General features: G+C 44.1%; 23 protein-coding genes, 1 pseudogene and 1 other annotated feature. Of the genes and pseudogenes, 20 read left to right on the forward strand and 4 right to left on the reverse strand.

Annotated features, from left to right (window positions below; all coding sequences use genetic code 11):
• Window positions 1-85: 85 nt before the first annotated feature.
• A complete protein-coding gene (gene minC, locus V3595_RS04010; protein WP_402898085.1) occupies window positions 86-769 on the forward strand; it encodes a septum site-determining protein MinC in 684 nt (227 codons plus the stop codon).
• A 2-nt stretch (window positions 770-771) separates the two neighbouring features.
• Entirely contained in the window at window positions 772-1,575 is an 804-nt protein-coding gene (gene minD, locus V3595_RS04015) for a septum site-determining protein MinD (RefSeq protein ID WP_034308862.1), read from the forward strand.
• A gap of 125 nt (window positions 1,576-1,700) precedes the next feature.
• Here the strand turns inward: minD and V3595_RS04020 are convergent, their stop codons facing one another.
• Entirely contained in the window at window positions 1,701-2,144 is a 444-nt protein-coding gene (locus V3595_RS04020) for a S1 domain-containing RNA-binding protein (protein WP_034308861.1), read from the reverse strand.
• Between the two features lie 238 nt (window positions 2,145-2,382).
• On the opposite strand from V3595_RS04020, the gene V3595_RS04025 reads away from it, so the two are divergent.
• The 11 genes from V3595_RS04025 (at window position 2,383) to V3595_RS04075 (ending at window position 11,594) form a co-directional block, all read left to right on the forward strand.
• Window positions 2,383-3,132, forward strand: coding sequence for a peptidoglycan DD-metalloendopeptidase family protein (locus V3595_RS04025; protein ID WP_485905488.1), 750 nt, complete (start codon window positions 2,383-2,385; stop codon window positions 3,130-3,132).
• Window positions 3,125-3,991 carry a M50 family metallopeptidase gene (locus tag V3595_RS04030; protein ID WP_402898079.1) on the forward strand — a complete coding sequence of 289 codons (867 nt, stop codon included), beginning with the start codon at window positions 3,125-3,127 and terminating at the stop codon, window positions 3,989-3,991. The genes V3595_RS04025 and V3595_RS04030 overlap by 8 nt, the downstream gene beginning before the upstream one ends.
• Window positions 3,992-4,033: 42 nt before the next feature.
• Complete coding sequence (locus V3595_RS04035; RefSeq protein ID WP_485905489.1) at window positions 4,034-5,506, forward strand: Rne/Rng family ribonuclease; 1,473 nt, start codon at window positions 4,034-4,036, stop codon at window positions 5,504-5,506.
• A gap of 75 nt (window positions 5,507-5,581) precedes the next feature.
• Window positions 5,582-5,665, forward strand: a sequence feature (ribosomal protein L21 leader region).
• A gap of 13 nt (window positions 5,666-5,678) precedes the next feature.
• Window positions 5,679-5,987, forward strand: a complete 309-nt coding sequence (gene rplU, locus V3595_RS04040; RefSeq protein WP_034308849.1) for a 50S ribosomal protein L21 — start codon at window positions 5,679-5,681, stop codon at window positions 5,985-5,987.
• A 13-nt stretch (window positions 5,988-6,000) separates the two neighbouring features.
• Entirely contained in the window at window positions 6,001-6,333 is a 333-nt protein-coding gene (locus V3595_RS04045; RefSeq protein WP_101222784.1) for a ribosomal-processing cysteine protease Prp, read from the forward strand.
• 12 nt (window positions 6,334-6,345) lie between these two features.
• A complete protein-coding gene (gene rpmA, locus V3595_RS04050) occupies window positions 6,346-6,636 on the forward strand; it encodes a 50S ribosomal protein L27 (protein ID WP_048688955.1) in 291 nt (96 codons plus the stop codon).
• Between the two features lie 540 nt (window positions 6,637-7,176).
• Complete coding sequence (locus tag V3595_RS04055) at window positions 7,177-7,716, forward strand: Spo0B domain-containing protein (RefSeq protein WP_098370077.1); 540 nt, start codon at window positions 7,177-7,179, stop codon at window positions 7,714-7,716.
• 48 nt (window positions 7,717-7,764) lie between these two features.
• Entirely contained in the window at window positions 7,765-9,054 is a 1,290-nt protein-coding gene (gene obgE / locus V3595_RS04060) for a GTPase ObgE (RefSeq protein ID WP_402898074.1), read from the forward strand.
• Window positions 9,055-9,094: 40 nt separating this feature from the next.
• Complete coding sequence (locus V3595_RS04065; RefSeq protein ID WP_034308837.1) at window positions 9,095-9,544, forward strand: ACT domain-containing protein; 450 nt, start codon at window positions 9,095-9,097, stop codon at window positions 9,542-9,544.
• Between the two features lie 130 nt (window positions 9,545-9,674).
• Window positions 9,675-10,550 (forward strand): prephenate dehydratase, encoded by an 876-nt coding sequence (gene pheA, locus V3595_RS04070; RefSeq protein WP_101222781.1) that lies wholly within the window; start codon window positions 9,675-9,677, stop codon window positions 10,548-10,550.
• Window positions 10,551-10,901: 351 nt separating this feature from the next.
• A complete protein-coding gene (locus V3595_RS04075; RefSeq protein ID WP_485905490.1) occupies window positions 10,902-11,594 on the forward strand; it encodes a DUF6944 family repetitive protein in 693 nt (230 codons plus the stop codon).
• Between the two features lie 57 nt (window positions 11,595-11,651).
• On the opposite strand, the gene V3595_RS04080 is transcribed toward V3595_RS04075, so the two are convergent.
• On the reverse strand, window positions 11,652-12,182 hold the full coding sequence (locus tag V3595_RS04080) for a 3H domain-containing protein (RefSeq protein WP_485905491.1): 531 nt from the start codon (window positions 12,180-12,182) through the stop codon (window positions 11,652-11,654).
• A 49-nt stretch (window positions 12,183-12,231) separates the two neighbouring features.
• Window positions 12,232-13,359 (reverse strand): IscS subfamily cysteine desulfurase, encoded by a 1,128-nt coding sequence (locus V3595_RS04085; protein ID WP_485905492.1) that lies wholly within the window; start codon window positions 13,357-13,359, stop codon window positions 12,232-12,234.
• A gap of 104 nt (window positions 13,360-13,463) precedes the next feature.
• Between V3595_RS04085 and nadB the strand changes: the two genes are divergently transcribed.
• The 3 genes from nadB to nadA are packed head-to-tail and all read left to right on the forward strand — an operon-like array spanning window position 13,464 to window position 16,982.
• Window positions 13,464-15,047, forward strand: a complete 1,584-nt coding sequence (gene nadB, locus V3595_RS04090; RefSeq protein ID WP_485905493.1) for an L-aspartate oxidase — start codon at window positions 13,464-13,466, stop codon at window positions 15,045-15,047.
• Window positions 15,028-15,879 carry a carboxylating nicotinate-nucleotide diphosphorylase gene (gene nadC, locus V3595_RS04095; protein ID WP_485905494.1) on the forward strand — a complete coding sequence of 284 codons (852 nt, stop codon included), beginning with the start codon at window positions 15,028-15,030 and terminating at the stop codon, window positions 15,877-15,879. The genes nadB and nadC overlap by 20 nt, the downstream gene beginning before the upstream one ends.
• Window positions 15,876-16,982: a quinolinate synthase NadA gene (nadA, locus tag V3595_RS04100; protein WP_485905495.1), complete on the forward strand. Its 1,107-nt coding sequence runs from the start codon at window positions 15,876-15,878 to the stop codon at window positions 16,980-16,982. The genes nadC and nadA overlap by 4 nt, the downstream gene beginning before the upstream one ends.
• Window positions 16,983-17,288: 306 nt before the next feature.
• Here nadA and ypfJ read toward each other — a convergent pair whose 3' ends face one another.
• Window positions 17,289-18,134, reverse strand: a complete 846-nt coding sequence (ypfJ, locus tag V3595_RS04105) for a KPN_02809 family neutral zinc metallopeptidase (RefSeq protein WP_485905496.1) — start codon at window positions 18,132-18,134, stop codon at window positions 17,289-17,291.
• Between the two features lie 385 nt (window positions 18,135-18,519).
• Between ypfJ and safA the strand changes: the two are divergent.
• The 4 genes and pseudogenes from safA to V3595_RS04125 all read left to right on the forward strand — a co-directional run.
• Window positions 18,520-18,664: pseudogene (gene safA, locus V3595_RS04110) on the forward strand (SafA/ExsA family spore coat assembly protein); the annotation flags it as partial.
• Window positions 18,665-21,148: 2,484 nt separating this feature from the next.
• The gene (locus V3595_RS04115) at window positions 21,149-22,096 is read left to right on the forward strand and encodes a phosphotransferase (RefSeq protein ID WP_485905497.1); all 948 of its coding nucleotides are present in this window, start codon (window positions 21,149-21,151) and stop codon (window positions 22,094-22,096) included.
• 102 nt (window positions 22,097-22,198) lie between these two features.
• The gene (locus tag V3595_RS04120) at window positions 22,199-22,798 is read left to right on the forward strand and encodes a YhcN/YlaJ family sporulation lipoprotein (RefSeq protein ID WP_485905498.1); all 600 of its coding nucleotides are present in this window, start codon (window positions 22,199-22,201) and stop codon (window positions 22,796-22,798) included.
• Between the two features lie 109 nt (window positions 22,799-22,907).
• A complete protein-coding gene (locus V3595_RS04125; RefSeq protein ID WP_230176806.1) occupies window positions 22,908-23,408 on the forward strand; it encodes an intercompartmental signaling factor BofC in 501 nt (166 codons plus the stop codon).
• Window positions 23,409-23,615 lie beyond the last annotated feature (207 nt).

Below are 23,615 nucleotides of genomic sequence, written 5' to 3' on the forward strand. Positions count from 1 at the left end.
TGTATTTTCTCTTTTCCGTGTACGTAGAAAAAGGAAATTTGTTTTCCTATGTCGAATTATATTTCATTGAGGTGAAACAAACGTCATGAATAAAAGAATTCAGCAAAATGTCATGATTAAGGGAACAAAAGACGGGTTTATGCTTCATCTCGATGATTCTTGCTCATTTTCCGAATTATTGAAAGAGTTAGAAGTGAAGCTTTCGGCAAACTACCAGTTTCAAGAAAATGACCCGTCCATTTCCGTAAAAGTACATACAGGGAACCGCTATCTTGATGAACAACAAGAAGAAAAGATTAAAGAGGTCATCCATAAAAAGAAGAAGCTTTTCGTAGATGAGATGATTTCGAATGTCCTGACGAAGGATGAAGCGAAACGATGGAAAGATGAAAACCAAGTGACGACCGTGACCAAGGTGATAAGGTCGGGACAGGTTTTTGAAGTTCCCGGGGACTTACTGCTGATAGGTGATGTCAATCCCGACGGAACGGTTCGTGCGGGTGGCAACATATATATCATGGGACAGCTAAAGGGAATAGCCCATGCCGGATATAAAGGGAATAACGAGGCCATTATAGCTGCCTCTGTCATGAAGCCCGCCCAGCTGCGCATTGCCGGAAAAGTGAATTTATCTCCTGACCAATATACGAAATGGGGACATGACTTGGAATGTGCCTTCATGGATGAAGATGAAAATATCATAATAGAAAAATTGCAAGTCCTAAAGAAATATAGACCTAATTTAAATAGATTAGAAGGGGGTCTCTAATCGTGGGAGAGGCAATAGTTATAACATCCGGTAAGGGTGGTGTCGGGAAAACGACCACCTCCGCCAATTTAGGAACATCTTTAGCTCTTCTAGGCAAAAAGGTTTGCTTGATTGATACGGATATTGGTCTTCGGAATTTGGATGTGATCATGGGATTGGAGAATCGCATCATCTATGATTTGGTCGATGTGGTCGAAGGGCGCTGTAAGATACACCAGGCGCTTATAAAAGATAAACATTTCGAGGATTTGCTTTATCTGCTTCCCGCTCCGCAAAATAGTGACAAAACAGTGGTGAATGAAGAGCAGATGAGGAAACTCATCAGCGATATGAAGCCTGACTATGATTATGTCATCATTGATTGCCCTGCAGGCATTGAACAGGGCTTCAGGAATGCCATAGCTGGGGCAGACAAGGCGATCATCGTTACGACCGCAGAGAGACCGGCTGTCAGGGATGCTGACCGTATTATTGGCCTGCTTGAAAAAGAAGAGCATATTGAACCGCCTCAATTGATCATCAACCGGATCCGCGGCCATTTGCTTCATGAGGATGAAGAAATGGATATCGATGGAGTTGCCGATTTTCTTAAGATTGATTTGATCGGCGTCATTCCTGATGATGACCAGGTCATTGTGGCAGCGAATAAAAAGGAACCCATTGCCTATAATCCGGACAATAGAGTTTCGCTTGCCTATCGGAACATCGCCAGAAGGATTCTTGGTGAATCTGTGCCCTTGACTCCAATTGGCAGCGAACCAAAGGGCTTCATGTCCAAATTGAAAAAATTCTTCAGCGTGCGGTAAATCTATATTCTTTTGTCAAGAAGCGGGGAGCATTTGATGCCCTCGCTTTTTTTATGCTTCTTGTGAAATAAAAAAGGCAAGCCATATACTGGCTTGCCTGATCTATATGCTAAAAATGCAGCGAGTTATCCGCGTCTTCCGCCTCTGCCGCCGCGTTTTGATTCGGTGCTGCGTTTAAGAGTCGATAAATTTTCTTCACTAGTCTTTAAAAAGCGCACCATTTTATCTTCGAAATTTTCCTTTGGTTGGAAATTACCTTTTGAACGAAAATCTTTAGAACGGCTATCCCCTTGGCGTGGTGGGCGTTTGGTATAAGAAGAGGTTTGCCCTTCGGGTCTATCTATAGCCTTTTTGATGGACAAGGCAGTTTTTCCGTCTTTCTCACTAATCACTTTTACTTCAATTTGGTCGCCTACTTTAAGATGGTCATTTACGTCTTTTACATAGCTATCTGCTACCTCACTGATATGCACAAGACCTGTTGAGCCTCCTGGTAATTCTACGAATGCTCCAAAATTAGTGATACCTGTTACTTTACCTTGTACTTTGCTGCCTATTTCGATTGACATAAAAAAATGTTCCCCCTCAATAATGTTAAAACCACTTTATTATAACAAATTCCGGGGAACAATATCAATCTCAATTATTCGATTTTCTGAATCGATGCCCGAACCACCTTGGAAATTCATAAGTTTCGGTGGATTTTTCATCGGAAAAAAATTTTTCAGGGAAGTGCAGAATAGTCTGGACAAGTTGCTCATACGTTGTAATATAGCGCTTTGATATGAGCAGGGGGGGAAGTCTGGAATGGATGATCGCAGGAAAGATATCCGCAATCGTATCGCCAAGAGACGCAAGTTTAATGATAAACCTGCAGGAAGCAGTAGTTGGACGGAGATCAACAATGAGGAACCATATGGGATTGATTCATATAACGGGTATTCCGAAAAAGATCATCCGCTCTTCAAGAAAGAATATTTTTTCTTTAAAATCCTTGCCAGTGTATGCCTGTTCCTGATTGTCGCGGTGATGTTCAAACACCCTTCTGTGCGGCTTGACCCTGCCAGGAGTTTTGTCACGGAGAACATGAACAAGGAATTTCAGTTCGCTTCAATCTCCAATTGGTACGAAAGTGCGTTTGGTAAACCGATCGCTTTTTTACCGAATGAAGCCAATACGGAAACTGTTGATTCGAATGAAGAATATGCAATGCCAGCTTCTGCGAAGATTACCCAAAACTTCGAGACGAACGGTGAGGGAATCATATTGGAAACGAGCAAAGGCTCAAAGGTAGAGGCCGTTAATGAAGGGGTAGTCATTTTTGCCGGTGAAAAGGAGGGGATCGGAAAGACGGTGGTCATTCAGCATGCCAATAAAAGTGAATCTTGGTATGGGCAGCTGGAAGGAATTGATGTGAAATTGTATGAGTTCGTTAAAAAGGGCAATGAAGTCGGACAGGTTACACTAAGTGAAGATGGATCCATGGGCAGGTTTTATTTAGCGATAAAAGAAAATGATGCTTTCGTCGATCCTAAAAAGGTGATTTCCTTTGAGTGAATATGGGAAGTTACTGTTTAAAATCAGGGTGCACCCGACATTGTGGTTTGTCATTGGCATCGCCATCCTCACAGCCCATTTCATTGAAGTGATGATGCTGTTGCTCATCGTCTTCATACATGAGATGGGGCATGCCGTCTGTGCCCAGCACTTCAAATGGCGGATTAAGTCAATCCAGCTTCTTCCTTTTGGCGGGGCTGTCGAGACTGAGGAATATGGAAACAAGAGTTTGAAGGAGGATTTGGCGGTGGTGCTTGCCGGTCCGCTTCAACATGTTTGGCTCATTGGCGCAGCTTTTTTGCTCTATTTCTTTACCATTATCCCATATGAGCTGTACCAGCCCTTTTTGTATATGAATCTTATGCTGTTGATTTTTAATCTGCTGCCAATTTGGCCCCTGGACGGGGGACGGCTGCTATTCATCGGTGTTTCCCTATACTGCACCTTTCTGGAAGCGCAGAAACATACACTTCACTTTTCTGCAGTATTCGCTTTCCTTGCTTTTTTGACCTGGCTCATTCTGGATCCGCTCAATTTGAACATCTGGCTCATCATCTTTTTCATAAGTCTCTCACTCGTCATGGAATGGCGGCAGAGGTATTATGCGTTCATCCGCTTTCTTTTGCAGCGCCATTACGGGCATACGAATGATTTGGCGAAACTGAAGCCGATCTCGGTGGATTCACAAGAGCCGATTTATAAAGTGCTGGAAATGTTTCAACGCGGCTGTAAACACCCCGTAATCATCATGAAAAATGGGAAAGAGAGCGGCTCGTTGGATGAAACGGAAATCCTTCATGCCTATTTTTCCGAGAAAATGACAAACGGGAAAATCGGTGACCTATTATATTCTTATTAAATATGTTATCCTTTCTTCAAATTGAGGAGAGGATTTTTTTTGATGAAAAAAATGATCGCGAACCTAGCTTCACGCGAAAAAAGAGTGGCTGTACTTGAGAATGGTGTTTTACGTAAACTTGAAATCATGCCGCCTCAAAAGCGCAGTACGGTCGGTAATATTTATCTTGGGAAGGTGACGAAGGTGTTACCGGGCATGGATGCCGTCTTCGTTGATTATGGTGCAGAGAAAAATGGTTTTTTACACCGTGACGAGATTCCCTCTTTCCAGCAGACAAAAAAAAGTGATGGGAAAGCATCGATCGGTCAATTTGTCCGTCAAGGAGAAAAGCTGCTAGTTCAGGTGACGCGGGATGAAACGGGCACCAAAGGAGCTAAATTGACTGGGCTGATCGAGTTTTCGACAGATTCCCTCGTATACATACATGGAATAGATTATGTTGGTGTTTCAAAGAAATTCAAAAACAATGATCTTCAGAAGCAATGGCGGGAAACTGCCTTGCAGCATAAAAATCCTGATGAGGGATTGATTGTCCGCACCTCGATGGAGAACGAAAGTGAATCGGTCTTCCTTGACAGGTTAAATGGATTGCGGGAGCTCTTTAAAGGGCTTGAACTTAAGGCTGCGTCCCTCAAGGCCCCTTCCCTTCTCTATGAGAGGGACGAATACCTTGATATGATCATTTCCGAAATGTCGGGAACGGCGACCGGGGAACTTGCCATCGATGACTTCGAGGCCTATCGCGAGTTGAAAAAGTGGATACAGGAAAACCGTAAGGAGTGGGAAATATCCCATGTATCGGGTACAAAGAATATTTTTTCCGAATGGAATGTGGAAGCGCAAGTTGAGAAAATGGCTAAGAAAATCGTTTGGCTTGAGAATGGCGGATATTTAATTTTTGAAGAAACGGAAGCTTTCACCGTAATCGATGTCAATTCAGGTAAGTTCACCGGCAAGGTGGCGAAGGAAGCAACATTGTTTGCGGTTAATCAGGCTGCGGCGAAAGAGGTCGCCCGTCAACTGAGATTGAGGAATATCAGCGGAATCATCCTGATAGACTTCATCAATATGGACCAGTCCGGGCATAAGCAGGAAATCATCGAAATCGTTAAAAAGGAAGCGGTGAGGGATGAGAAGCGAATCCAGGTCATCGGTTTTACGGAACTGGGCATTTTACAAATGACGAGAAAGCGAACCTCCCCGTCTTTAAGTGAAATGACGACGGTGCCTTGCCCTGTGTGCAGTGGAAGCGGTAAAATCGAGAGCCCGGAAACGGTGGCCTTCCGGTTGGAACGTGAACTGCTGGAACACAGGAAGACGGATGATGAAGCGGTCTGGGTGGAGGTCAGTAAAGCGGTGGCGGACGTGCTGCTTGGTGAAAAGGAATCATATCGGCCGACATTGGAGGAATTGATCGGTAAAAAGTTATTCCTGTCTTTTATCCCAGGTTCGAGGAATGCTTACTCCATCAAGCGCTTCGGGAGCATTCAGGAAATCGGGCGGGCTTTCGAGTGAAGGGCGGGAATTGTTATAAATATATTGACAGCCTTTCCTGTTTCATGTTAGGATTTTAATGTTATGTTTGTAGCACCCGTGCTACAACCGCTCAACATCAGGTTTTAAGCTTTTGCCTTTCTGGTAAAACGCCTGTGATTGGCGAGTCTGAGACATTTAAGGAGGTGCAAGTATGTACGCAATTATCGAAACTGGCGGTAAACAAATTAAAGTAGCAGCTGGCGAAGCGGTTTACATTGAAAAATTAAACGCAGAAGCAGGCGAAACTGTTACATTTGACAAAGTTTTATTCGTAGGTGGCGAAGACGTGAAAGTCGGTGCTCCACTAGTTGAAGGCGCTACTGTAACAGGTACTGTCGAAAAACAAGGTAAGCAAAAGAAAATCACTGTTTTCAAATACAAAGCGAAGAAAAACAATCGTAAAAAACAAGGTCATCGTCAACCATACACTAAAGTTGTTATCGAAGCAATCAACGCGTAAGGGCTGATTCTAGATGATCAAAGTTGTATTTGATGCTCCGCAGGAACGGATTGCTTCGTTCACCTTAAGCGGACATGCTAATTTTGCTAAAAAAGGTTCTGATATCGTTTGTGCAGGTGTATCGGCTGTTTCCTTCGGGGCAGTCAATGCAATTATGTCCTTAACGGACGTAGAGCCTGAGATTGAGCAAGGGAGAGAAGGCGGCTATCTTCGCTGCGTCATTCCGGGGAATCTTTCGCCGGAATCGGAAGAGAAGGTTCAGCTGCTTTTGAACGGCATGCTCATATCGCTGCAAACCATCGAACGTGATTATGGTAAATACATGAAAATTATCCTCAACCAATAGGAGGTGGAACAAATGTTAAGATTAGATCTTCAGTTCTTCGCTTCGAAAAAAGGAGTAGGTTCTACAAAGAACGGACGTGACTCAATCTCCAAGCGTCTTGGCGCTAAACGTGCAGATGGTCAATTCGTATCTGGTGGTTCTATCCTTTATCGTCAACGCGGAACAAAAATCTATCCTGGTGAGAACGTAGGCCGTGGTGGAGACGATACTCTATACGCTAAAGTAGACGGTGTTGTTAAATTCGAACGTTTCGGACGTGACCGTAAAAAAGTAAGCGTATATCCAGTTGCACAAGAAGCATAATTGGCATCTTTGAACAGAGGCTGACTCAAAAGGGTCTGATTCCTTCTACAAGACACTATATACCGCGTCATTTTTAATAATGGTATGCTATATAGTGATGAAGGGGTCCGGCCCTTTATTTATACTATAGGAAATGAACCAGCATTTTGCAGGAGACTTTAGTCATTAGTATAAGGAAAACAACCTCTGACTTACAAAAGGCTCGCCAATCGGCGGGCTTTCTTAAACTTTCAGGGGGGAAATCCAAGATTACTCATCCATCCGATTTGGTTTAAACCAAATAGACACTCCAATTCAACTATAATATCTCCAATTGGTGCATAAAAGGCCCATTCTCTTTTTTTGTTCAAATGGCTCTACCATCGTCCAAAGAACTCAGGGTGTGCGGCTGTATTTTTTGGACGGGGGCTTTCATGTGAAGGCATGTGAATCGAGCTTCATTTCCTGTTTGTTGTTTTTTTGATATACTGTACAAATGGAAGTATTCAACATGATAGAGCTGAATAAAAAGTTTCTTTATCATAATTGAAGGTGTTAATAATGGATAAAAATTGGACGACTATTGAAACTCTGCGTCAAACCAGGCATGACTGGCTGAATAAAATTCAAATCATCAAAGGGAATCTGGAGTTGAACAGAATTGATCGTGTCAAGGGCATCATTGATGAAATCATTGTTGAAACCCAGAATGAAGCACGCCTCTCCAGTTTGAATTTACCTAAGTTCACCGAGATGTTGTTGACGTCGAATTGGAATAACGGATCATTTTATTGCGAATATGAAATCATTGATGTTTTTGAAGGCTCAACTGAGATGGACGGGCTGATGTATCGCTGGACAAACGATTTCTTTAAAATTCTCGATAAGAATCTCGATCCGTTTTTTGAAAATATACTGGCTGTTTCCATGTGTAAAAAAGAAGTGAGCGATATGCACTGTTCATTTCATATGCAAGGCAGATTCATTGATCAATCCCCAGTGATCGAGTTTTTGGAAAGTTCATTGACGGCCGAGCAATCAATTGAAATTCTTGAATGTAATGAGGATGAAATATTTTTTAAGATGGATATTAACTTTTAGAGAAGTATACAGCAAGAAATGACTTGCAGAAAACAAGGAAGTGATAGCATGTTTGTCGATCAAACGAAAGTCTATGTAAAAGGCGGAGACGGTGGTAACGGGATAGTTGCTTATCGTCGTGAGAAATTCATACCTAAAGGCGGACCTGCCGGCGGAGATGGCGGAAATGGAGCCAATGTCGTTTTTGAAGTGGAAGAGGGCTTGCGTACATTAATGGATTTCCGTTATCAACGTCACTTTAAGGCACCTCGCGGAGAACATGGCATGTCCAAAAACATGCATGGTGCGGCTGCAAAGGATATGGTCATCAAGGTTCCACCAGGCACCGTTGTCATTGATGATAAAACGAAGGAAGTCATTGCTGATTTAGTTGAGCACGGACAACGCGCCATTATTGCCAAAGGTGGCCGCGGAGGCCGGGGAAATTCCCGTTTCGCCACACCTGCCAATCCTGCACCTGAAATCGCTGAGAACGGCGAACCGGGCCAAGAACGTGATATAGTCATGGAATTGAAACTGTTGGCTGATGTCGGTTTGGTTGGTTTCCCTAGTGTAGGGAAATCCACTTTGCTTTCCGTCGTATCCGCAGCAAGGCCCAAAATTGCCGAATACCATTTCACGACGATTGTCCCGAACCTCGGAATGGTGGAAACGGAAGATCACCGCAGCTTCGTCATGGCCGATTTACCGGGTCTGATTGAAGGCGCTTCAGAAGGAGTGGGCCTTGGCCATCAATTCCTGCGCCATATTGAAAGAACGAGGGTAATCGTTCATGTAATCGATATGTCGGGTCTTGAAGGCAGGGATCCATATGAAGACTACCAAACAATCAATAAAGAGTTGGAAGAGTATAACCTGCGCTTGACTGAACGTCCGCAAATCATTGTGGCAAGTAAAATGGATATGCCGGACTCAGCAGATAATTTAGCGGCTTTCAAAGAAAAGCTGGAAGAAGATTATCCTATCTTCCCTATTTCTGCCGTAACGCGTGAAGGGATCCGTGAGCTTCTTTATGCTATTGCTGATAAAATCGAAGAGACCCCTGAGTTCCCTCTTGATCATGAGGAAGAGAATACTGGAATCCACCGGGTTCTATATAAACATACATCACAGTCGGATGAATTTAACATTGAACGCGAACCCGATGGCAGCTTTGCCGTATCAGGATTCAAGATCGAGCGTTTATTCAAAATGACTGACTTCACCCGTGAAGAGTCCATACGTCGTTTCGCCAGACAGCTTCGTTCATTCGGAGTCGACGAAGGCCTTCGCCAAAAAGGTGCGACAAATGGCGATATCGTCCGTATCCTTGAATATGAATTTGAATTTGTTGATTGATTGGAGACCATGATGGCAGGCAAAAGGAGGCGTGCGGAGTTTGAATAAGTCCGATCAGAAATTTTTCCTCGTTCGAGAGGATGTCCTTCCCGAAGCGATGAAAAAAACGCTGGATGCAAAAGAAATGATTGAACGGGGAAAAGCGGAATCAGTTTGGGAAGCGGTACAGCGAGTGGACCTAAGCAGGAGTGCTTTTTACAAATACCGTGACACGGTTTTTCCGTTTCATACAGTTGTTAAGGAAAAGCTGATTACACTGTTCTTCTATCTCGAAGATCGTTCTGGTACTCTATCGGAGCTTTTACGGCTCGTCGCCTCATCCGGTTGCAACATCATGACCATCCACCAAACGATTCCTTTGCAGGGACGTGCAAATGTCACCCTATCCCTGAATACGGGTGGGATGACGATGGATATTAATGAACTGCTTACTAAACTGCGTAAAATGGAGTTCGTCGAAAAAGTCGAAATCATTGGTAATGGCGCATGAAAACAGCCTGTACATTTCACATGTACAGGCTGTTTTCATTTGTAAGAGGAAATTAAGGATTAACTATTGTAAAAAATCAGAAAATGGCATAACATAAACAATAGATTTTCCGTGAAAAGGAGTTTATAATATGACATCAAAAATTGCATTTCTTGGACCAAAAGCAACGTTCACGGATTTAGCTGTATCGCGACTATTTCCTAATGATATAAAAATACCGATGAACACGATTCCGGACTGCCTTGATGCTGTTCGGGACGGGGAAGTGAATCACGCGCTCGTGCCGATCGAGAATGCTTTGGAGGGTTCGGTAAATATAACGATGGATTACTTAGTCCATGAAGTCACATTGCCGATGAAAGGCGAAGTGACGATTCCGATCCAACAGCATTATATGGTGCATCCGGACCATGCATATCCTGGTTTCAAACCTGACATGGTATATTCGCATTCCCATGCCATCGCTCAATGCCGCAAATTTCTACATAATGAGCTAAGGGGCATTCCGTATGAGTATGTCACATCCACAGCTGCCGCTGCGAAGATGGTGATGGAGAATCCCGATATCAATATTGCAGCGATTGCAAATGATATGGCTGCAGAGGAATACGGTTTGACGATTGCAAAACAAAATATTCACGATTACGAACATAATCACACCAAGTTTATCGTCGTATCCAACAGTGAAGTCGACTATGAAGGGCATTTGACCGTTGAAGGGGACAAGAAAACGACCTTGATGATTCAGCTGCCTGCCGACCACTCAGGGCAGCTGCACCAAGTCCTTTCCGCTTTTTCCTGGAGGAAACTTAACCTTTCCAAGATTGAATCAAGACCCATGAAAACAGGATTGGGCAATTACTTTTTCATCATCGATATCGAAATGCCCCTTGACGATGTCCTTATCCCAGGAGCGATTTCCGAGCTTGAGGCATTAGGATGTACGGTATCGATCATGGGAAGCTATTCATGCTTTAAAGTCCAAACAGGTGTACCGCAGCGCTGATTTTTCTTTTGTGAAATTTTTTTCTAAAATGATAAATGGTACAGCCTCAGTTGAGTTTTATGAATAAAAAGGGTGCCCCGGGAGTATTTCCGGGGCATTTTTTTGTGAAGGCTGTCGTAAAGGTTTGTATTTCCCTTGCGTACAAGTTCCTAAAATGGTTGGCTGTAATTTTATGAAATATATAGAAATAGGCAGAATGATTATGGATGAAAAACAAACACCGATTGTGATGAAAGCAAATACAATAAGTAAATCTCGATATGCCAAATGTGGAATACATAAGTTGATGACTAATTCAGTGGATACACCTTTTTAATCAAAAATGCAGAGAGAGGGTGGTGGTCAGCAGAGATGGATAGTCAATTCAAAGAAACTTTCGGTTCTTGGACTCAAGCGATAGGAACCGTCATTTCTGCTGTTGCTGGTACACCATCCAATGTCTTGGATGAAGAATTTCGTAAGAACTTGGATTTGATTGGAAATGAACTTCAAGCAACAGGAAATGCCATATTGGCTGATGCGGAAGAAACCTGGTCACTGGATAAATTCGGTAATCAAATACAGGCGATCGGGAATTCGACCGTTATCTTAGGCTTAGTCATTGATTTTGATGAAATAACGAAACAGGAATTAATCATCAAAGGTAATCTGATTCAAGCGTTGGGCGGAGGCACCGCTTTGGCGGGGGCATACGAAAATCCGGATGAACCGGAGCAGGCCTTCAATGCTACGGGAAATTTGTTGCAGGCGATTGGGAATTCGATGCAAGCGATAGGTGGAATTGCCGAACTTAAAAATAGCATTCTAGAAAAAGACCAAGATCAGGATCAGGAGCAAGAAGAACAAGATAAGGAGCAGGAACTGCAAAAATATCAATATCCATATTTGGAAGAGAAGCCATCTGATGCTGAATCAATCCAAGTGATGGGAGGCTGGGTACAGGCGGTCGGTTCCGTCATTAGTCTTATCGGGCAGTTGAGAAGTAACGAAGATGAAAACTCCGGGGATGGCAGCTCAAATGAAAGCATTTCCAATGATGAGTGAACATAAGGCCCATAAAAAAACCTCAAAAGATATGGCTTTTGAGGTTTTTTCATTCATTCAATCGACTAAAATGCCGGCATCCCTCAAAGCACACTCCGCTTCGTCGAGCATTTCTTCAGATGATGCGCTCAGTGTATGGAGATGGATGCCGCTCGTTAGTTCCGATAAAAAAGATGCATTCGTTGCCGTCACCCTTGAAAGGAATTGCTGGACTTCCTTTCGGCTGCTGACCATGATGGAAGCGGTTAGGTCGCCGTATACGGGATGCTCGATTTTGACATCTTTCACCGTGATGCCGATATCCACGAGTAAATATAGCTCTTCTTGGGTCCGGGAAGGATCGTGTTGGCAAGCAATGATCCGTTCCGGCTTTTGCGTGCTCCCCGTTTGTAAGTACAGATAGCCTTGGCTCGTCGCAATGATAGGCTCATTCCGCGCTTTCAGGAGGGTTATGTCACCAACGATAACCTGCCGGCTTACATTCGTTATCTGCGAAAGCTCGCTGCCTGTTACAGGCTCCGCGCTTGTTTGCAATAAATGTAAGAGTTTCGTCCGTCTTTCTTCCCCGAGTAATTTCTTTCTTTCCATAAACATTCACCTCTTTAATTACAAACATTCTAACACAGATTGGAGGGTTTTATCGAATGGCAGCTATCCCTTCGATGCAATCCGCCAACTTGTGAATGTCGTCGGCCGTCGTGTATTTGCCAAAGGAAAAGCGGACGAATTGATGGGCTTCATCTTCGCTTTTCCCGATGGCCATCATCGTTTTTGAAGGATCCTGTTTACCGATTTGACAGGCGCTTCCCGTCGAAACGGCGAATCCTTTCTGGTTTAATTCAAGCATGATGTACTGTCCTTGCAATCCAGCGAAGGTCAGCGCCAGAATGTGAGGCAATTGCTCGTTTTTTGCTTCGATGACTTGAAAATCGATTTTCCTATCCGTTAGCCGTTGGATCAATTGCATCCTAAGTGTGGAAATCCGTTTTCGTTCATCTTCCATGATATCCCCCAATTTCTTAGCAGCGGTTACGAAGGAAGCTATTCCGGGGACGTCCACTGTTCCTGGTCGGAAACCATATTCATGAGTGATATTCGGTACCGAAGCCTTCAACTGATGGATGGCCGGGAAAATGACTGCCCCAGTCCCTTTTGGACCATAAATTTTATGACTGGAAACGGATAGTCCATCACATGAGGCAGCTATCTTGCCAAGCGGTAATTTAGCAAATGATTGGACACAATCCACATGAAAAAAAGCCTGGTGTTTACGAACGATTTCACTTATTTGCTCAATGGGTTGAATGACCCCGATTTCCGAATTCACATGCTGGACAATGACCAAGCATGTTTTCTCCGACATACATTCCTGGAGATGTTCAATATCAACACGGCCATCTTCCAAATGCCGTAAATAAGTAACCTCGAAGCCATCTTGTTCAAGCTTTGCCACGAAATTGGCAAGAGATGCATGTTCAGTTCGGCTTACGATCAAGTGGTTCTGCCAGGATGGTTTCGAAGCGATAAATGTATCTATGGCAAGCATGTTGCTTTCTGATCCGCCGCTCGTAAAGATGATTCCTTCCTTTTTTATGTTCAGCATTTCTGCAAGTTGCTGTCGTGACATATCCAATAAACGTGCCGCCTCAGAGCCAATATCATGCAAACTGCTCGCATTCCCGAAAAACTTCCGGGATGCTTGGTTGAATACGTCGAGAGCCTCTTCATCAATCGGAGTTGTAGCGGCATAATCCAAATAAATCAAGAAATCACTTCCATCCTTTAATCTTAAAAAACTTCTTGATAATAGTTTAATAATATGTAAATATAGTTGTCAAGACACCTGTCATAAACAGGAGGAATGAAATAATGGTAAAAGCGGAAATCATCGTGATAGGCAGCGGTATTGCTGCCTTGAAAACGGCATTGGAAGCAAGTGAACATAAGCATGTGATACTCATCACAAAATCAAATATCCGTCATGGCAATTCATATTTAGCTCAGGGCGGGATTGCTGCTGCAATATCTGATCGTGACAGAGTATCCTTACATAAAAAAGATACGCTGGCGGCTGGTCAGCGATATAACAAGGTGAAGGCAGTGGAAAAACTCGTCGAAGAGGCACCTTCGGTTATAGCTGAACTTATTGAATCGGGTATGCGATTTGACCAAGATCATGACGGAACACTATTGCTTGGCATGGAGGGCGCCCACAGTGAACGAAGAATCCTCCATAGTAACGGAGATGCTACCGGAAAGTACATGATGGAACATCTTATAGGGTGCTTGAAAAAATCATCGATTACTGTGATGGAGAATGTTGCTGCAGTGGAGTTGATCATCGGGAAAGATGGTTCCTGTATAGGGGTCAAAACACTTGATAAGGCAGGGGGTCTTGCTGCCTATCATGCTGAACAGACGGTTTTGGCAACAGGCGGCTGTGGTTCCCTATACCATATCACTTCAAATTCACAAACGGTTTCAGGTGATGGAATTGCACTTGCATTCAAGGCCGGGGCAAAAGTTCGTGACATGGAATTCATTCAGTTCCATCCGACCCTGCTTTTTGTAAATGGCAAAGCGCAAGGGCTGGTTTCAGAAGCGGTCCGCGGGGATGGTGCGAGATTAGTGACGGAAATGGGAAGGCCGATCATGGAGGATGTCCATAGCTTGAAGGATCTAGCTCCAAGGCATATTGTCGCACAAACGATTTTTTCTTATTTGCAGCGCGGTGAAAAGGTATTTTTGGATATTTCGATGATTAAGGGTTTTAAGAATCGTTTTCCGACAGTGAGCTTATTATGTGAAAAAAGCGGGCTGGACCTTCAAACGGGGAAAATCCCCGTTGCACCTGGAAATCATTTTCTAATGGGAGGAATTGAAGTGGATGAATTCGGGCAGACCTCAGTCCCTTCTTTGTTTGCTGTTGGTGAAGTGGCGTGTACGGGTGTACATGGTGCAAACCGATTGGCAAGCAACTCACTTCTCGAAGGGCTGGTTTTTGGAAATACACTTGGCCGTTTCCTTGCTAAAGTGCCGGCAAGGGCGATACCAGAAGAAAAAGAGCAGTCCAAGAGTTACAGTCCAGTTTCCTTTTTACCTGATCTCACGACATTGCAGGAAAAATTAATGAACGAAGCGGGAATCGTTCGAAATGAAGCGGGATTAACTCGACTGAAGGATTATCTTGAGACATTTAATATTGAAAAATTGCTGCATTTGGAAGTAATGGAATTATCGATAGAAGAAATAACGAAAATCAATGCCATGATAGTGGCGTGGCTGATTGCCGAATCCGCATTGACCAGAACGGAAAGCAGGGGCGGTCATTTCCGCAGTGACTATCCAAGCGAAGATGACGCCCAATGGCTTGAAAATTCGGTTATCCTTGCTTGCACGGATGTGAAAAACCGAGTGAAAGGGAGACGACTATATGAATATATTGAAGCTTAAGCAGATGCTGCAACAATTTTTATTGGAAGATATAGGGGAATGCGATGTAACGAGTGATACGATTTTCGATCAAGGTGAACAAGGAACTTTGACATTCATCGCAAAAGAAGGCGGAGTCTTTAGTGGAGGGGACGTCATCAAGACTGGATTTGCATTATTGGATGAGCAAATCGAGGTTTTCCTTTTTGTCCAAGATGGCGAAGTCTTTGAAGAAGGACAGCAGCTTGCAAGAATGACCGGCGATATGGCATCTCTTTTAAAAGGGGAACGGGTCGTTTTGAATTTAGTGCAGCGTATGTCCGGCATTGCCACACAGGCTAATAAAGCTGCCATGATTTTAGCGGGGACGAAGACGAGAGCTTGTGATACGAGGAAAACTACACCTGGCCTGCGGATGCTTGAAAAGTATGCGGTCCGTTCCGGCGGGGCATATAATCACAGAAATGGTCTGTATGATGCAGTCATGATAAAGGACAACCATATTTCTTTCGCTGGGTCCATAACGAAAGCGGTTCAAACGGTAAAATCCAAACTGGGACATACCACTAAAGTGGAAGTGGAAACGGAATCACCGCAACAGGTGCTTGAAGCAGTGGAAGCTGGTGCAGATATCATCATGTTCGATAATCGAAGCCCAGAAGAAATCAAGCAACTGATTAAATTGGTTCCCGCCCACATCATAACTGAAGCTTCTGGAGGGATCAATTTAGACAATCTAGCCTCATATCGGGAAACAGGGGTAGATTATATTTCGTTGGGCAGCTTGACGCACAGTGTCAGGGCACTTGATATTAGCGCAAAGGTCAAAGAACGTGAGGGGATATTGAAATGAACATATTGGAAATGGCTAAAACAGCAGGAAATGCATTGCCTGAAAAGTATAAAACGATGACAAAGGAAGAGATGGAGAATCGGGTCCGGGACATTAAGGAACGACTGGGGAACCGTCTTTATATCCCAGGTCATCATTATCAACGGGAGGAAGTCATTCAATTTTCGGATTCAACGGGAGATTCACTTCAATTGGCTCAGCTTTCCGCACAAAATCGCGAAGCGGATTATATCGTGTTTTGCGGTGTGCATTTCATGGCTGAAACAGCCGATATTTTGACGGAAGAAGGGCAGACGGTTATCCTTCCTGACATGCGTGCAGGCTGCTCCATGGCGGATATGGCGGATATTGAACAAACGGAACGGGCGTGGACAAAGCTTCAGGATTTATTTGGCGATACGATCCTTCCGCTAACTTATGTTAATTCCACCGCGGCCATCAAAGCATTTGTAGGTAAAAATGGCGGGGCGACAGTGACTTCTTCCAATGCACAAGGGATGGTCTCGTGGGCCCTTTCACAAAAAGAAAGGATCCTTTTTCTTCCCGATCAGCATCTTGGGAGGAATACAGCTTTTGACCTTGGCATCTCATTGAATGAAATGGCTGTCTGGGATCCGCATAAGGATGAATTGATTTATGAAGGGGAACTTGAAGATCTGAAGGTACTTCTTTGGAAAGGACATTGTTCAGTCCATGAAAATTTCACCACAACGAATATTGAAACGCTTCGAGCGGAGCAGCCTGAAATGAATATCATCGTTCATCCCGAATGCCGCCGTGAGGTAGTCGCCCTGTCAGATTATGCGGGTTCGACATCGTACATCATCAATATGATCGAAAGAGCCGAACCAGGTAGTTCCTGGGCAATCGGAACGGAAATGAACCTTGTCAAGCGACTTATCGCCAATAATCCTGACAAGAACATCATCTCGTTAAATCCGAATATGTGTCCATGTCTTACGATGAACCGAATTGATCTGCCTCACCTGCTGTGGGCGCTTGAATCCATTGAAGAAGGTATAATCATCAATCCGATCAAAGTGGAGAAGAACATTGCGGATAATGCCATCCTAGCTTTAAACAGAATGCTGGAACGCGTTTGAGTTAGAGCCTTAAAAAACAGTGGGGTCATAAGAAAAAGAGGGGCAATACCCCTTTGAGTTTGTCCACCTTATGTGGATTGGTATGGTCTTATCCCGAATCCCTATTACGATTTTATCAAGGGATTATTGCCATGATTTTAAAACAAGACCGAGTAATCCACATGTATTTTTACTGTTTTAGCTGAAATCAACTGCAATTTTTAACAAAACTGTAGACAAACTCGCTTTTCTTCGAATTTGTCTACAGTCTGAAAGGGGGGACAAGACCCCCTTTTTTCTTATTGTAATCAAAACAGGTAAGAACTTTTAAAGGTCACTCGCTTTAAAAGTATTGCCTTCATTCATATCACCGGATTTAAAACCTTTATTGAACCACCGTTTTCTCTGTTCGGATGTACCGTGCGTGAAGCTGTCCGGAACCACGTACCCCTGTGCCTTTTCTTGGATACGGTCATCCCCCACACCACTTGCTGCATTCAAGGCCTCCTCAAGATCGCCTTTTTCAAGCAAATTCTCTCCTTGGACATGATGTGCCCAAACTCCCGCCAAATAATCGGCCTGTAGTTCAAGACGGACAGAATACCTATTATATTCAGTCTCGCTGACCTGTGAACGATCGGGCATTTCCTTTTCCGTTGTCCCTAAAAGTGTCTGAACGTGATGTCCGACTTCGTGGGCAATAACATAGGCCATGGCGAAATCACCGGGTGCCTGGAACTCTTGCTTCAACTCTTGATAAAAGCTGAGATCAATATATAGTTTCATGTCACCCGGACAATAAAATGGCCCTACCGAAGAAGCTGCCATTCCGCATGCCGATTCGACACTGCCTGAATACAGGACAAGGTTCGGTTCCTTATATTCCAGTCCATTTTTTCGAAATTCTTCTGTCCAGACCCGCTCCGTTTCTGCAAGGACGACAGATACGAACTGCGCAAGTTCCTTCTCTTCATCAGTCTCGACATAAGTGCTGCCATTGTTCGATTCAGTAGAATTCAAACTGCCTAGCAATTCGCTAGGATTACCGCCAAGGAGCGTCACGATCAAGACAATTACCAATCCGACCCCTCCGCCGATTCCGGCCATGCCTTTTCCGCTCATGCCTCTTCTGTCCTCGACATTCGAGCTGCCCTGTCTACCTTTCCATTTCATTATTATTCCCCCCAGGGATGTAAGATAAGTACCTGAAGACAAAGCCTTAGGTCATTTACTTTCTTATACCCGGATTTCCCTGAGTTTAGACAGAAGCTTGAAAGAAGCGTTTCATAACATGATGGCTTCAAACCTAAAAAACATTGCTTCCTTTTTTAGAATGAAGGCAATGGTCCCAATTAAATATCCTTTTTAAGAATGGATTTCCTTTTTGAAGATGTCATATCATTTATTTCCTCTCCAAAAAAGTACCTTCCATTTTCCTAAATCATTGATCCAATCATAAATGTCATTTTTCACGCATAAGTTTTCATGATAAAAATAATAGCAATTCACCCACTGCTTCATAGAATATATGGACATATGCACAGGAGGGGTTAACAGCGTGAAAATTCATATAGTCCAAAAAGGCGATACACTTTGGAAACTCGCCAAAAAATACGGCGTCAGTTTTGAAGAACTTAAAAAAGTTAACGCACAATTGAGCAACCCGGACATGATGATGCCCGGAATGAAAATTAAAATACCAGGGACATCCGGAGCTGTAATAAAAGAAACGGCTAAACCAAACGTGAATATTCAACCGGGAATTAAAGAATCCCAAATTCAACCGAACCAGGCTCAGCCAGCGCCTATAAAAGAGCAGCAAATTATGCAAAAACCGGCTATTAAAGAACAGCCGATGTTTCAACAGCCGGTAAAAGAACAGCCGAAATTTCAGCAGCCGGTAAAAGAGCAGCCGATGTTTCAACAGCCTATAAAAGAGCAGCCGAAATTTCAGCAGCCGATGTTTCAACAGCCGGTAAAAGAACAGCCGAAATTTCAGCAGCCTATAAAAGAGCAGCCGAAATTTCAACAGCCGATAAAAGAGCAACCAATCGTTCAACAACCAGTGAAGGAACAACCAGTCAAGAAAGAGCAGCAGATCATTCAGCCAAAGCCAATCATTAAAGAAAAGCAAAAAATCGTTCCAAAAGAAGTTCCGGTGCCCATGCCGGTGATTCCGGAAATCGATATCAATAATTATTATATGGTCAACATGACCAATATGAGTGTGCAAAAGCCTCCTGCACCACCACCTTTACCAAAGAAAAAAGAAGAGCCGGCAGTCACTAAAAAGAAGAAGAAAAAGCCAGCTGTACAGCCAGCACAGGAATACAGTGAGCCGGTGGATGATTGTATTCCAGTAACACCAATTTTGCCCGGAAGCGGTTATTGCATTCAGCCGCCACCTTGGGCGCAGATGCATATGCAAGCCCCATATCAAGGAGTTCCAGGGTATCAGGCGGCTCCGGAAATATATGGTTATCAAATGATGGAAGAGAGCTCTGATGTTTGGGGCGAATCTTCTGACATGCAAATGATGGATCAAGGATTTGTCCAAGGGGCAAGCATGAATATACCAAGCCAGCAACAATATCCATATCAAGCCTCCGCGCCGGTTCCGCACCATTACTATGGAGGGATGAATCAACAAGCTCAAGTAGCAGGTTCATATATGCAGGAAGATTATGAGTCACCAGGCGAATCGCCTTCTTCATACAATCATAACTTCCCTCAGCATTATTCCCAGACTGCCGGTGAGGAAGAGGAAGATTGCGGCTGTAATAAGGGGTTACTTGGAACTTATGGGCCGGAAGTGAAGGGGCAGTATCAAGGGAAACAAAAAATGGATGCCGATGCACATCACCATCCAGATTATCACCAATATCAATCCGTTCAGTCACAGCAGCAACAGGCCCCATACCAAGGGATGTCACCTATAGATTCTCAGATGGGTAAAGAGATGCAATATCAATATGAAGAAGAGTCAGAAGAATCGGCTCACCAATATGAAGGATTAATGATGATGGGCGGTCAAAACGGAGGCCAGCCGGACATGATGATGGGCGGTCAAAACGGAGGCCAGCCGGACATGATGATGGGCGGTCAAAACGGAGGCCAGCCAGACATGATGATAGGCGGTCAAAACGGAGGCCAGCCGGACATGATGATGGGCAGTCAAAACGGAGGCCAGCCAGATATGATGATGGGCGGCCAAAACGGAGGTCAGCCAGATATGATGATGGGCGGCCAAAACGGAGGTCAGCCGTGGATGATGGGCGGTCAAAACGGAGGCCAGCCAGGCATGATGATGGGCGGTCAAAACGGAGGTCAGCCAGGCATGATGATGGGCGGCCAAAACGGAGGTCAGCCGGTCATGATGATGGGCGGTCAAAACGGAGGTCAGCCAGGCATGATGATGGGTGATCAAAACGGAGGCCAGCCAGGTATGATGGGCGGTCAAAACGGAGGCCAGCCGGGCATGATGATGGGCGGTCAAAACGGAGGTCAGCCGGGCATGATGATGGGCGGCCAAAACGGAGGCCAGCCGTGGATGATGGGCGGCCAAAACGGAGGCCAGCCGTGGATGATGGGCGGCCAAAACGGAGGTCAGCCGGGCATGATGATGGGCGGTCAAAACGGAGGCCTACCAGGCATAAAAGAGATTCAAGTAGGAGGTCCTCCATTCATGATGGGCGGTCAAAATGGAGGCCAGCCAGGTATGATGATGGGCGGCCAAAACGGAGGTCAGCCAGGTATGATGATGGGCGGCCAAAATGGAAGCCAGCCAGGTATGATGGGCGGTCAAAACGGAGGTCAGCCGGGCATGATGATGGGCGGTCAAAACGGAGGCCTACCAGGTATGATGATGGGCGGCCAAAACGGAAGCCAGCCAGGTATGATGGGCGGTCAAAACGGAGGTCAGCCAGGGATGATGGGCGATCAAAACGGAGGTCAGCCGTGGATGGGCCGTCAAAATGGAGGTCAGCCGTGGATGATGGGCGGCCAAAATGGAGGCCAGCCGGGAATGATGCCTAGACAATTTGGTGGTCAGCCGGACATGATGCGCGGTCAGCTAGGAGGGCAACCTGAAGCTATGTTACCTGGACAAATGGGTGGCCAGCCAGGCCAATTCGGGGGCGTTCGTGCGCCTGAAACATTTGGGATACCGACATATGTAGATGAAAGCGATGACTACTAATTATCAAGGAGACAGTGTTTTTAACACTCGTCTCCTCTCTTATTTAAATCGTAAGCCAAAGAATGTCCACCATATTCAAAGCAGTGTCTATTTAATAACTTTTGAAAAGGGTCATTCAATGATCCTTAAAGGATTTGACAGCTTTGAAAAGTGGGATCGGCAAAGAGAATTGACTTCATTGTTAAAACAAAAGGGTTTTCATCAAACGTATTATATTCATCAGAATTTAATGCCCTTTGAATTTAAAGGGAAATGGTATGGGAGTATGGACTATTTTCCGCCGAGTAAGAAAAAATTCAAATATTCCAATCATAAGGATCGTTTAGAGGGAATTAAGTTACTGGAAAGCTTCCATGATGTGTCGGAACATCTCTCCATTAACGCGCCTGTGTTCAATCAATCAAAAAAGTGGAAAGAACGGTTATCACTTTTTAAAAAGAACTTTTCTTATGTTCGCCAATATGTTTCCGAAGATATTATCAAGGAATGGGTTAGATGGGGTGAGTGGGCGCTAGAGGGGTTTGATAAAAATCAGTCTTTATGGAATAAGGAAAAGAAAGTAATCATTCATGGTGATTGTGCCCACCATAATTTCTTGCGCAGAGCGGACGGCACTTTGACTTTAATCGATTTTGACTTAATGGCAAATGCCCCGAGGTGCATTGATTATTTACAGTATGCAAATCGAATATCGCATCATTTGGAAGATGCGGCCACTGAGCTGTGGGAAGTGCCGCAATTGCAAAGGTATCAGTCAGACCCGGCCTTTTTATATGCTTTAACTTATCCTACCGATATTTTCCGTGAATGGAATCGTCTTAATAAAAGTTCTTCCCAGCTTCATTCGGTCTGGAAAATGTCCGTGGAAGGTTTTTCGGAGCGGATGGCGATGAATGAAAAATTGGCAAAAAGGATTTCTTCCCTTAATAGGAATTAAAACGGGTTTTTGGCCGTATCTTACAGAGTACATTTCCCGTTCGACACCCATGCTAATTATGAGCGGAATATAGCTCATTCAATTGCAATGGGAGGGTTATTGGTGCAGAAAATAAAATGGGCACAGCCGCTTTGTACGGTATTGGCCGCCGTCAGTTTGGTTGGATGTGCTAATAATGATACAGCGGAAAATGAAAATATCACGAATGATACAGGATACCATGAAAAAGATGCATTGGTACGCAACATCAATTATGAGAATATGGTGCAAGGTTTATACGATAAAGATGATGCGTACAGTACGAGTGACCGTAACTACCATGGACATGAAAGTAAGCCGCTTAAGGCAAAATCATCTTATTATAATTCTTATGAAGGCGCTTTAGCCGACAAAGTAAATGGTGTCGCCAATAAAGTGGAGCCGGTTATCGATGCCAGGACGATCATCATGAAAGATGAAATGCTGGTAGCCTTGCTGCTTGATGACTACAGCCAAGCAAAAGATGTTAAAGAAAGAATCAAGAAGGAAATCGGACCGCTTACCAATGGCCGTACCCTATATGTTACCACCGATGAAGGTGTCTATTTCAGGACGATGACACTTGATAACAATCTTCGGGATGGCGATACGAGGGAAATGATCATTTTGGATGCCAATGACATGTTCGATAACCTTAACATTCACGAAAATCACTTGAAATAATTAGTGGGCTGACCCGATATGGAGTCAGCTCTTTTTGATTTTTTTCTGGTTAATAATCCTTATTTGGGTCAAACTACATAAAAAGTAAACGCCTTAAGAGGTGAGTATATTGATTAATCAACTCAGAATCCAATTTTTCATGACGCTTTTCATATTGCCATTTTGCTTAACCGTTTTTGCCGAAGAAACCGTTCAAAAGGAAAATGATCCAATTGAGAGGAAGGTCATTCTTCAGCGTATGTATCTGGATGGCGAGTTAAGTGAAGAGAAATTGACAGAAACCATTTGGTCGATGGAGGACTTTTGGTCAAAATATGAAGGATGGAAAGTAGTCGATCAAAATGAAGAGCAGATTGTCATGAAGAAAATTGAAAATGACATATCTCCGCTTTTAAAAGCGAATGGTTACCTTGGGATGAGGGAAGATGGTACGTTATCCATTTTTATCGGAAGGCCTGAGCACGCCAAGATCATTCATACTTTCTACCAAATAGACGTTGGTAAACTAGAAGCATACAAGCAGGAGGAACTGCAAAAAGGGATTCCGATCATGAATAAAGACCAATATAAACAGCTCATTAAAGAATATGAGCCATATTCGGTAAACTAGGGTGGGATGATATCCGATCCTTCAGACTGTAGATAAACTCGATAATAATGGAGTTTGTCTACAGTTTTTTTGTATTTACAATTTCCACTGCAGGCACTCGCTTTCCGCGGTCGGTCTGCCCTCGGCGCCTTTGCGCCTGTGGGGTCTCCCTTTGACGCGTATTTCCCGCAGGAGTCTTGCATACCCGTTCCAATCAACATTGTTTTA

The organism is Bacillus sp. CFBP9009, assembly GCF_036541465.1.
GTDB lineage: Bacteria > Bacillota > Bacilli > Bacillales > DSM-1321 > Peribacillus.

Bases quoted from the DNA above. Each gene is read 5' to 3' on its own strand.
- obgE (WP_402898074.1), top strand. From the start codon at position 7,765: ATGTTTGTCGATCAAACGAAAGTCTATGTAAAAGGCGGAGACGGTGGT.
- nadB (WP_485905493.1), top strand. From the start codon at position 13,464: ATGGTAAAAGCGGAAATCATCGTGATAGGCAGCGGTATTGCTGCCTTG.
- ypfJ (WP_485905496.1), bottom strand. From the start codon at position 18,134: ATGAAATGGAAAGGTAGACAGGGCAGCTCGAATGTCGAGGACAGAAGA.
- V3595_RS04035 (WP_485905489.1), top strand. From the start codon at position 4,034: ATGAAAAAAATGATCGCGAACCTAGCTTCACGCGAAAAAAGAGTGGCT.
- V3595_RS04080 (WP_485905491.1), bottom strand. From the start codon at position 12,182: ATGGAAAGAAAGAAATTACTCGGGGAAGAAAGACGGACGAAACTCTTA.
- minC (WP_402898085.1), top strand. From the start codon at position 86: ATGAATAAAAGAATTCAGCAAAATGTCATGATTAAGGGAACAAAAGAC.
- pheA (WP_101222781.1), top strand. From the start codon at position 9,675: ATGACATCAAAAATTGCATTTCTTGGACCAAAAGCAACGTTCACGGAT.
- V3595_RS04045 (WP_101222784.1), top strand. From the start codon at position 6,001: ATGATCAAAGTTGTATTTGATGCTCCGCAGGAACGGATTGCTTCGTTC.
- nadA (WP_485905495.1), top strand. From the start codon at position 15,876: ATGAACATATTGGAAATGGCTAAAACAGCAGGAAATGCATTGCCTGAA.
- rplU (WP_034308849.1), top strand. From the start codon at position 5,679: ATGTACGCAATTATCGAAACTGGCGGTAAACAAATTAAAGTAGCAGCT.
- rpmA (WP_048688955.1), top strand. From the start codon at position 6,346: ATGTTAAGATTAGATCTTCAGTTCTTCGCTTCGAAAAAAGGAGTAGGT.
- nadC (WP_485905494.1), top strand. From the start codon at position 15,028: ATGAATATATTGAAGCTTAAGCAGATGCTGCAACAATTTTTATTGGAA.
- V3595_RS04075 (WP_485905490.1), top strand. From the start codon at position 10,902: ATGGATAGTCAATTCAAAGAAACTTTCGGTTCTTGGACTCAAGCGATA.
- V3595_RS04025 (WP_485905488.1), top strand. From the start codon at position 2,383: ATGGATGATCGCAGGAAAGATATCCGCAATCGTATCGCCAAGAGACGC.
- V3595_RS04115 (WP_485905497.1), top strand. From the start codon at position 21,149: ATGACTACTAATTATCAAGGAGACAGTGTTTTTAACACTCGTCTCCTC.
- V3595_RS04020 (WP_034308861.1), bottom strand. From the start codon at position 2,144: ATGTCAATCGAAATAGGCAGCAAAGTACAAGGTAAAGTAACAGGTATC.
- V3595_RS04055 (WP_098370077.1), top strand. From the start codon at position 7,177: ATGGATAAAAATTGGACGACTATTGAAACTCTGCGTCAAACCAGGCAT.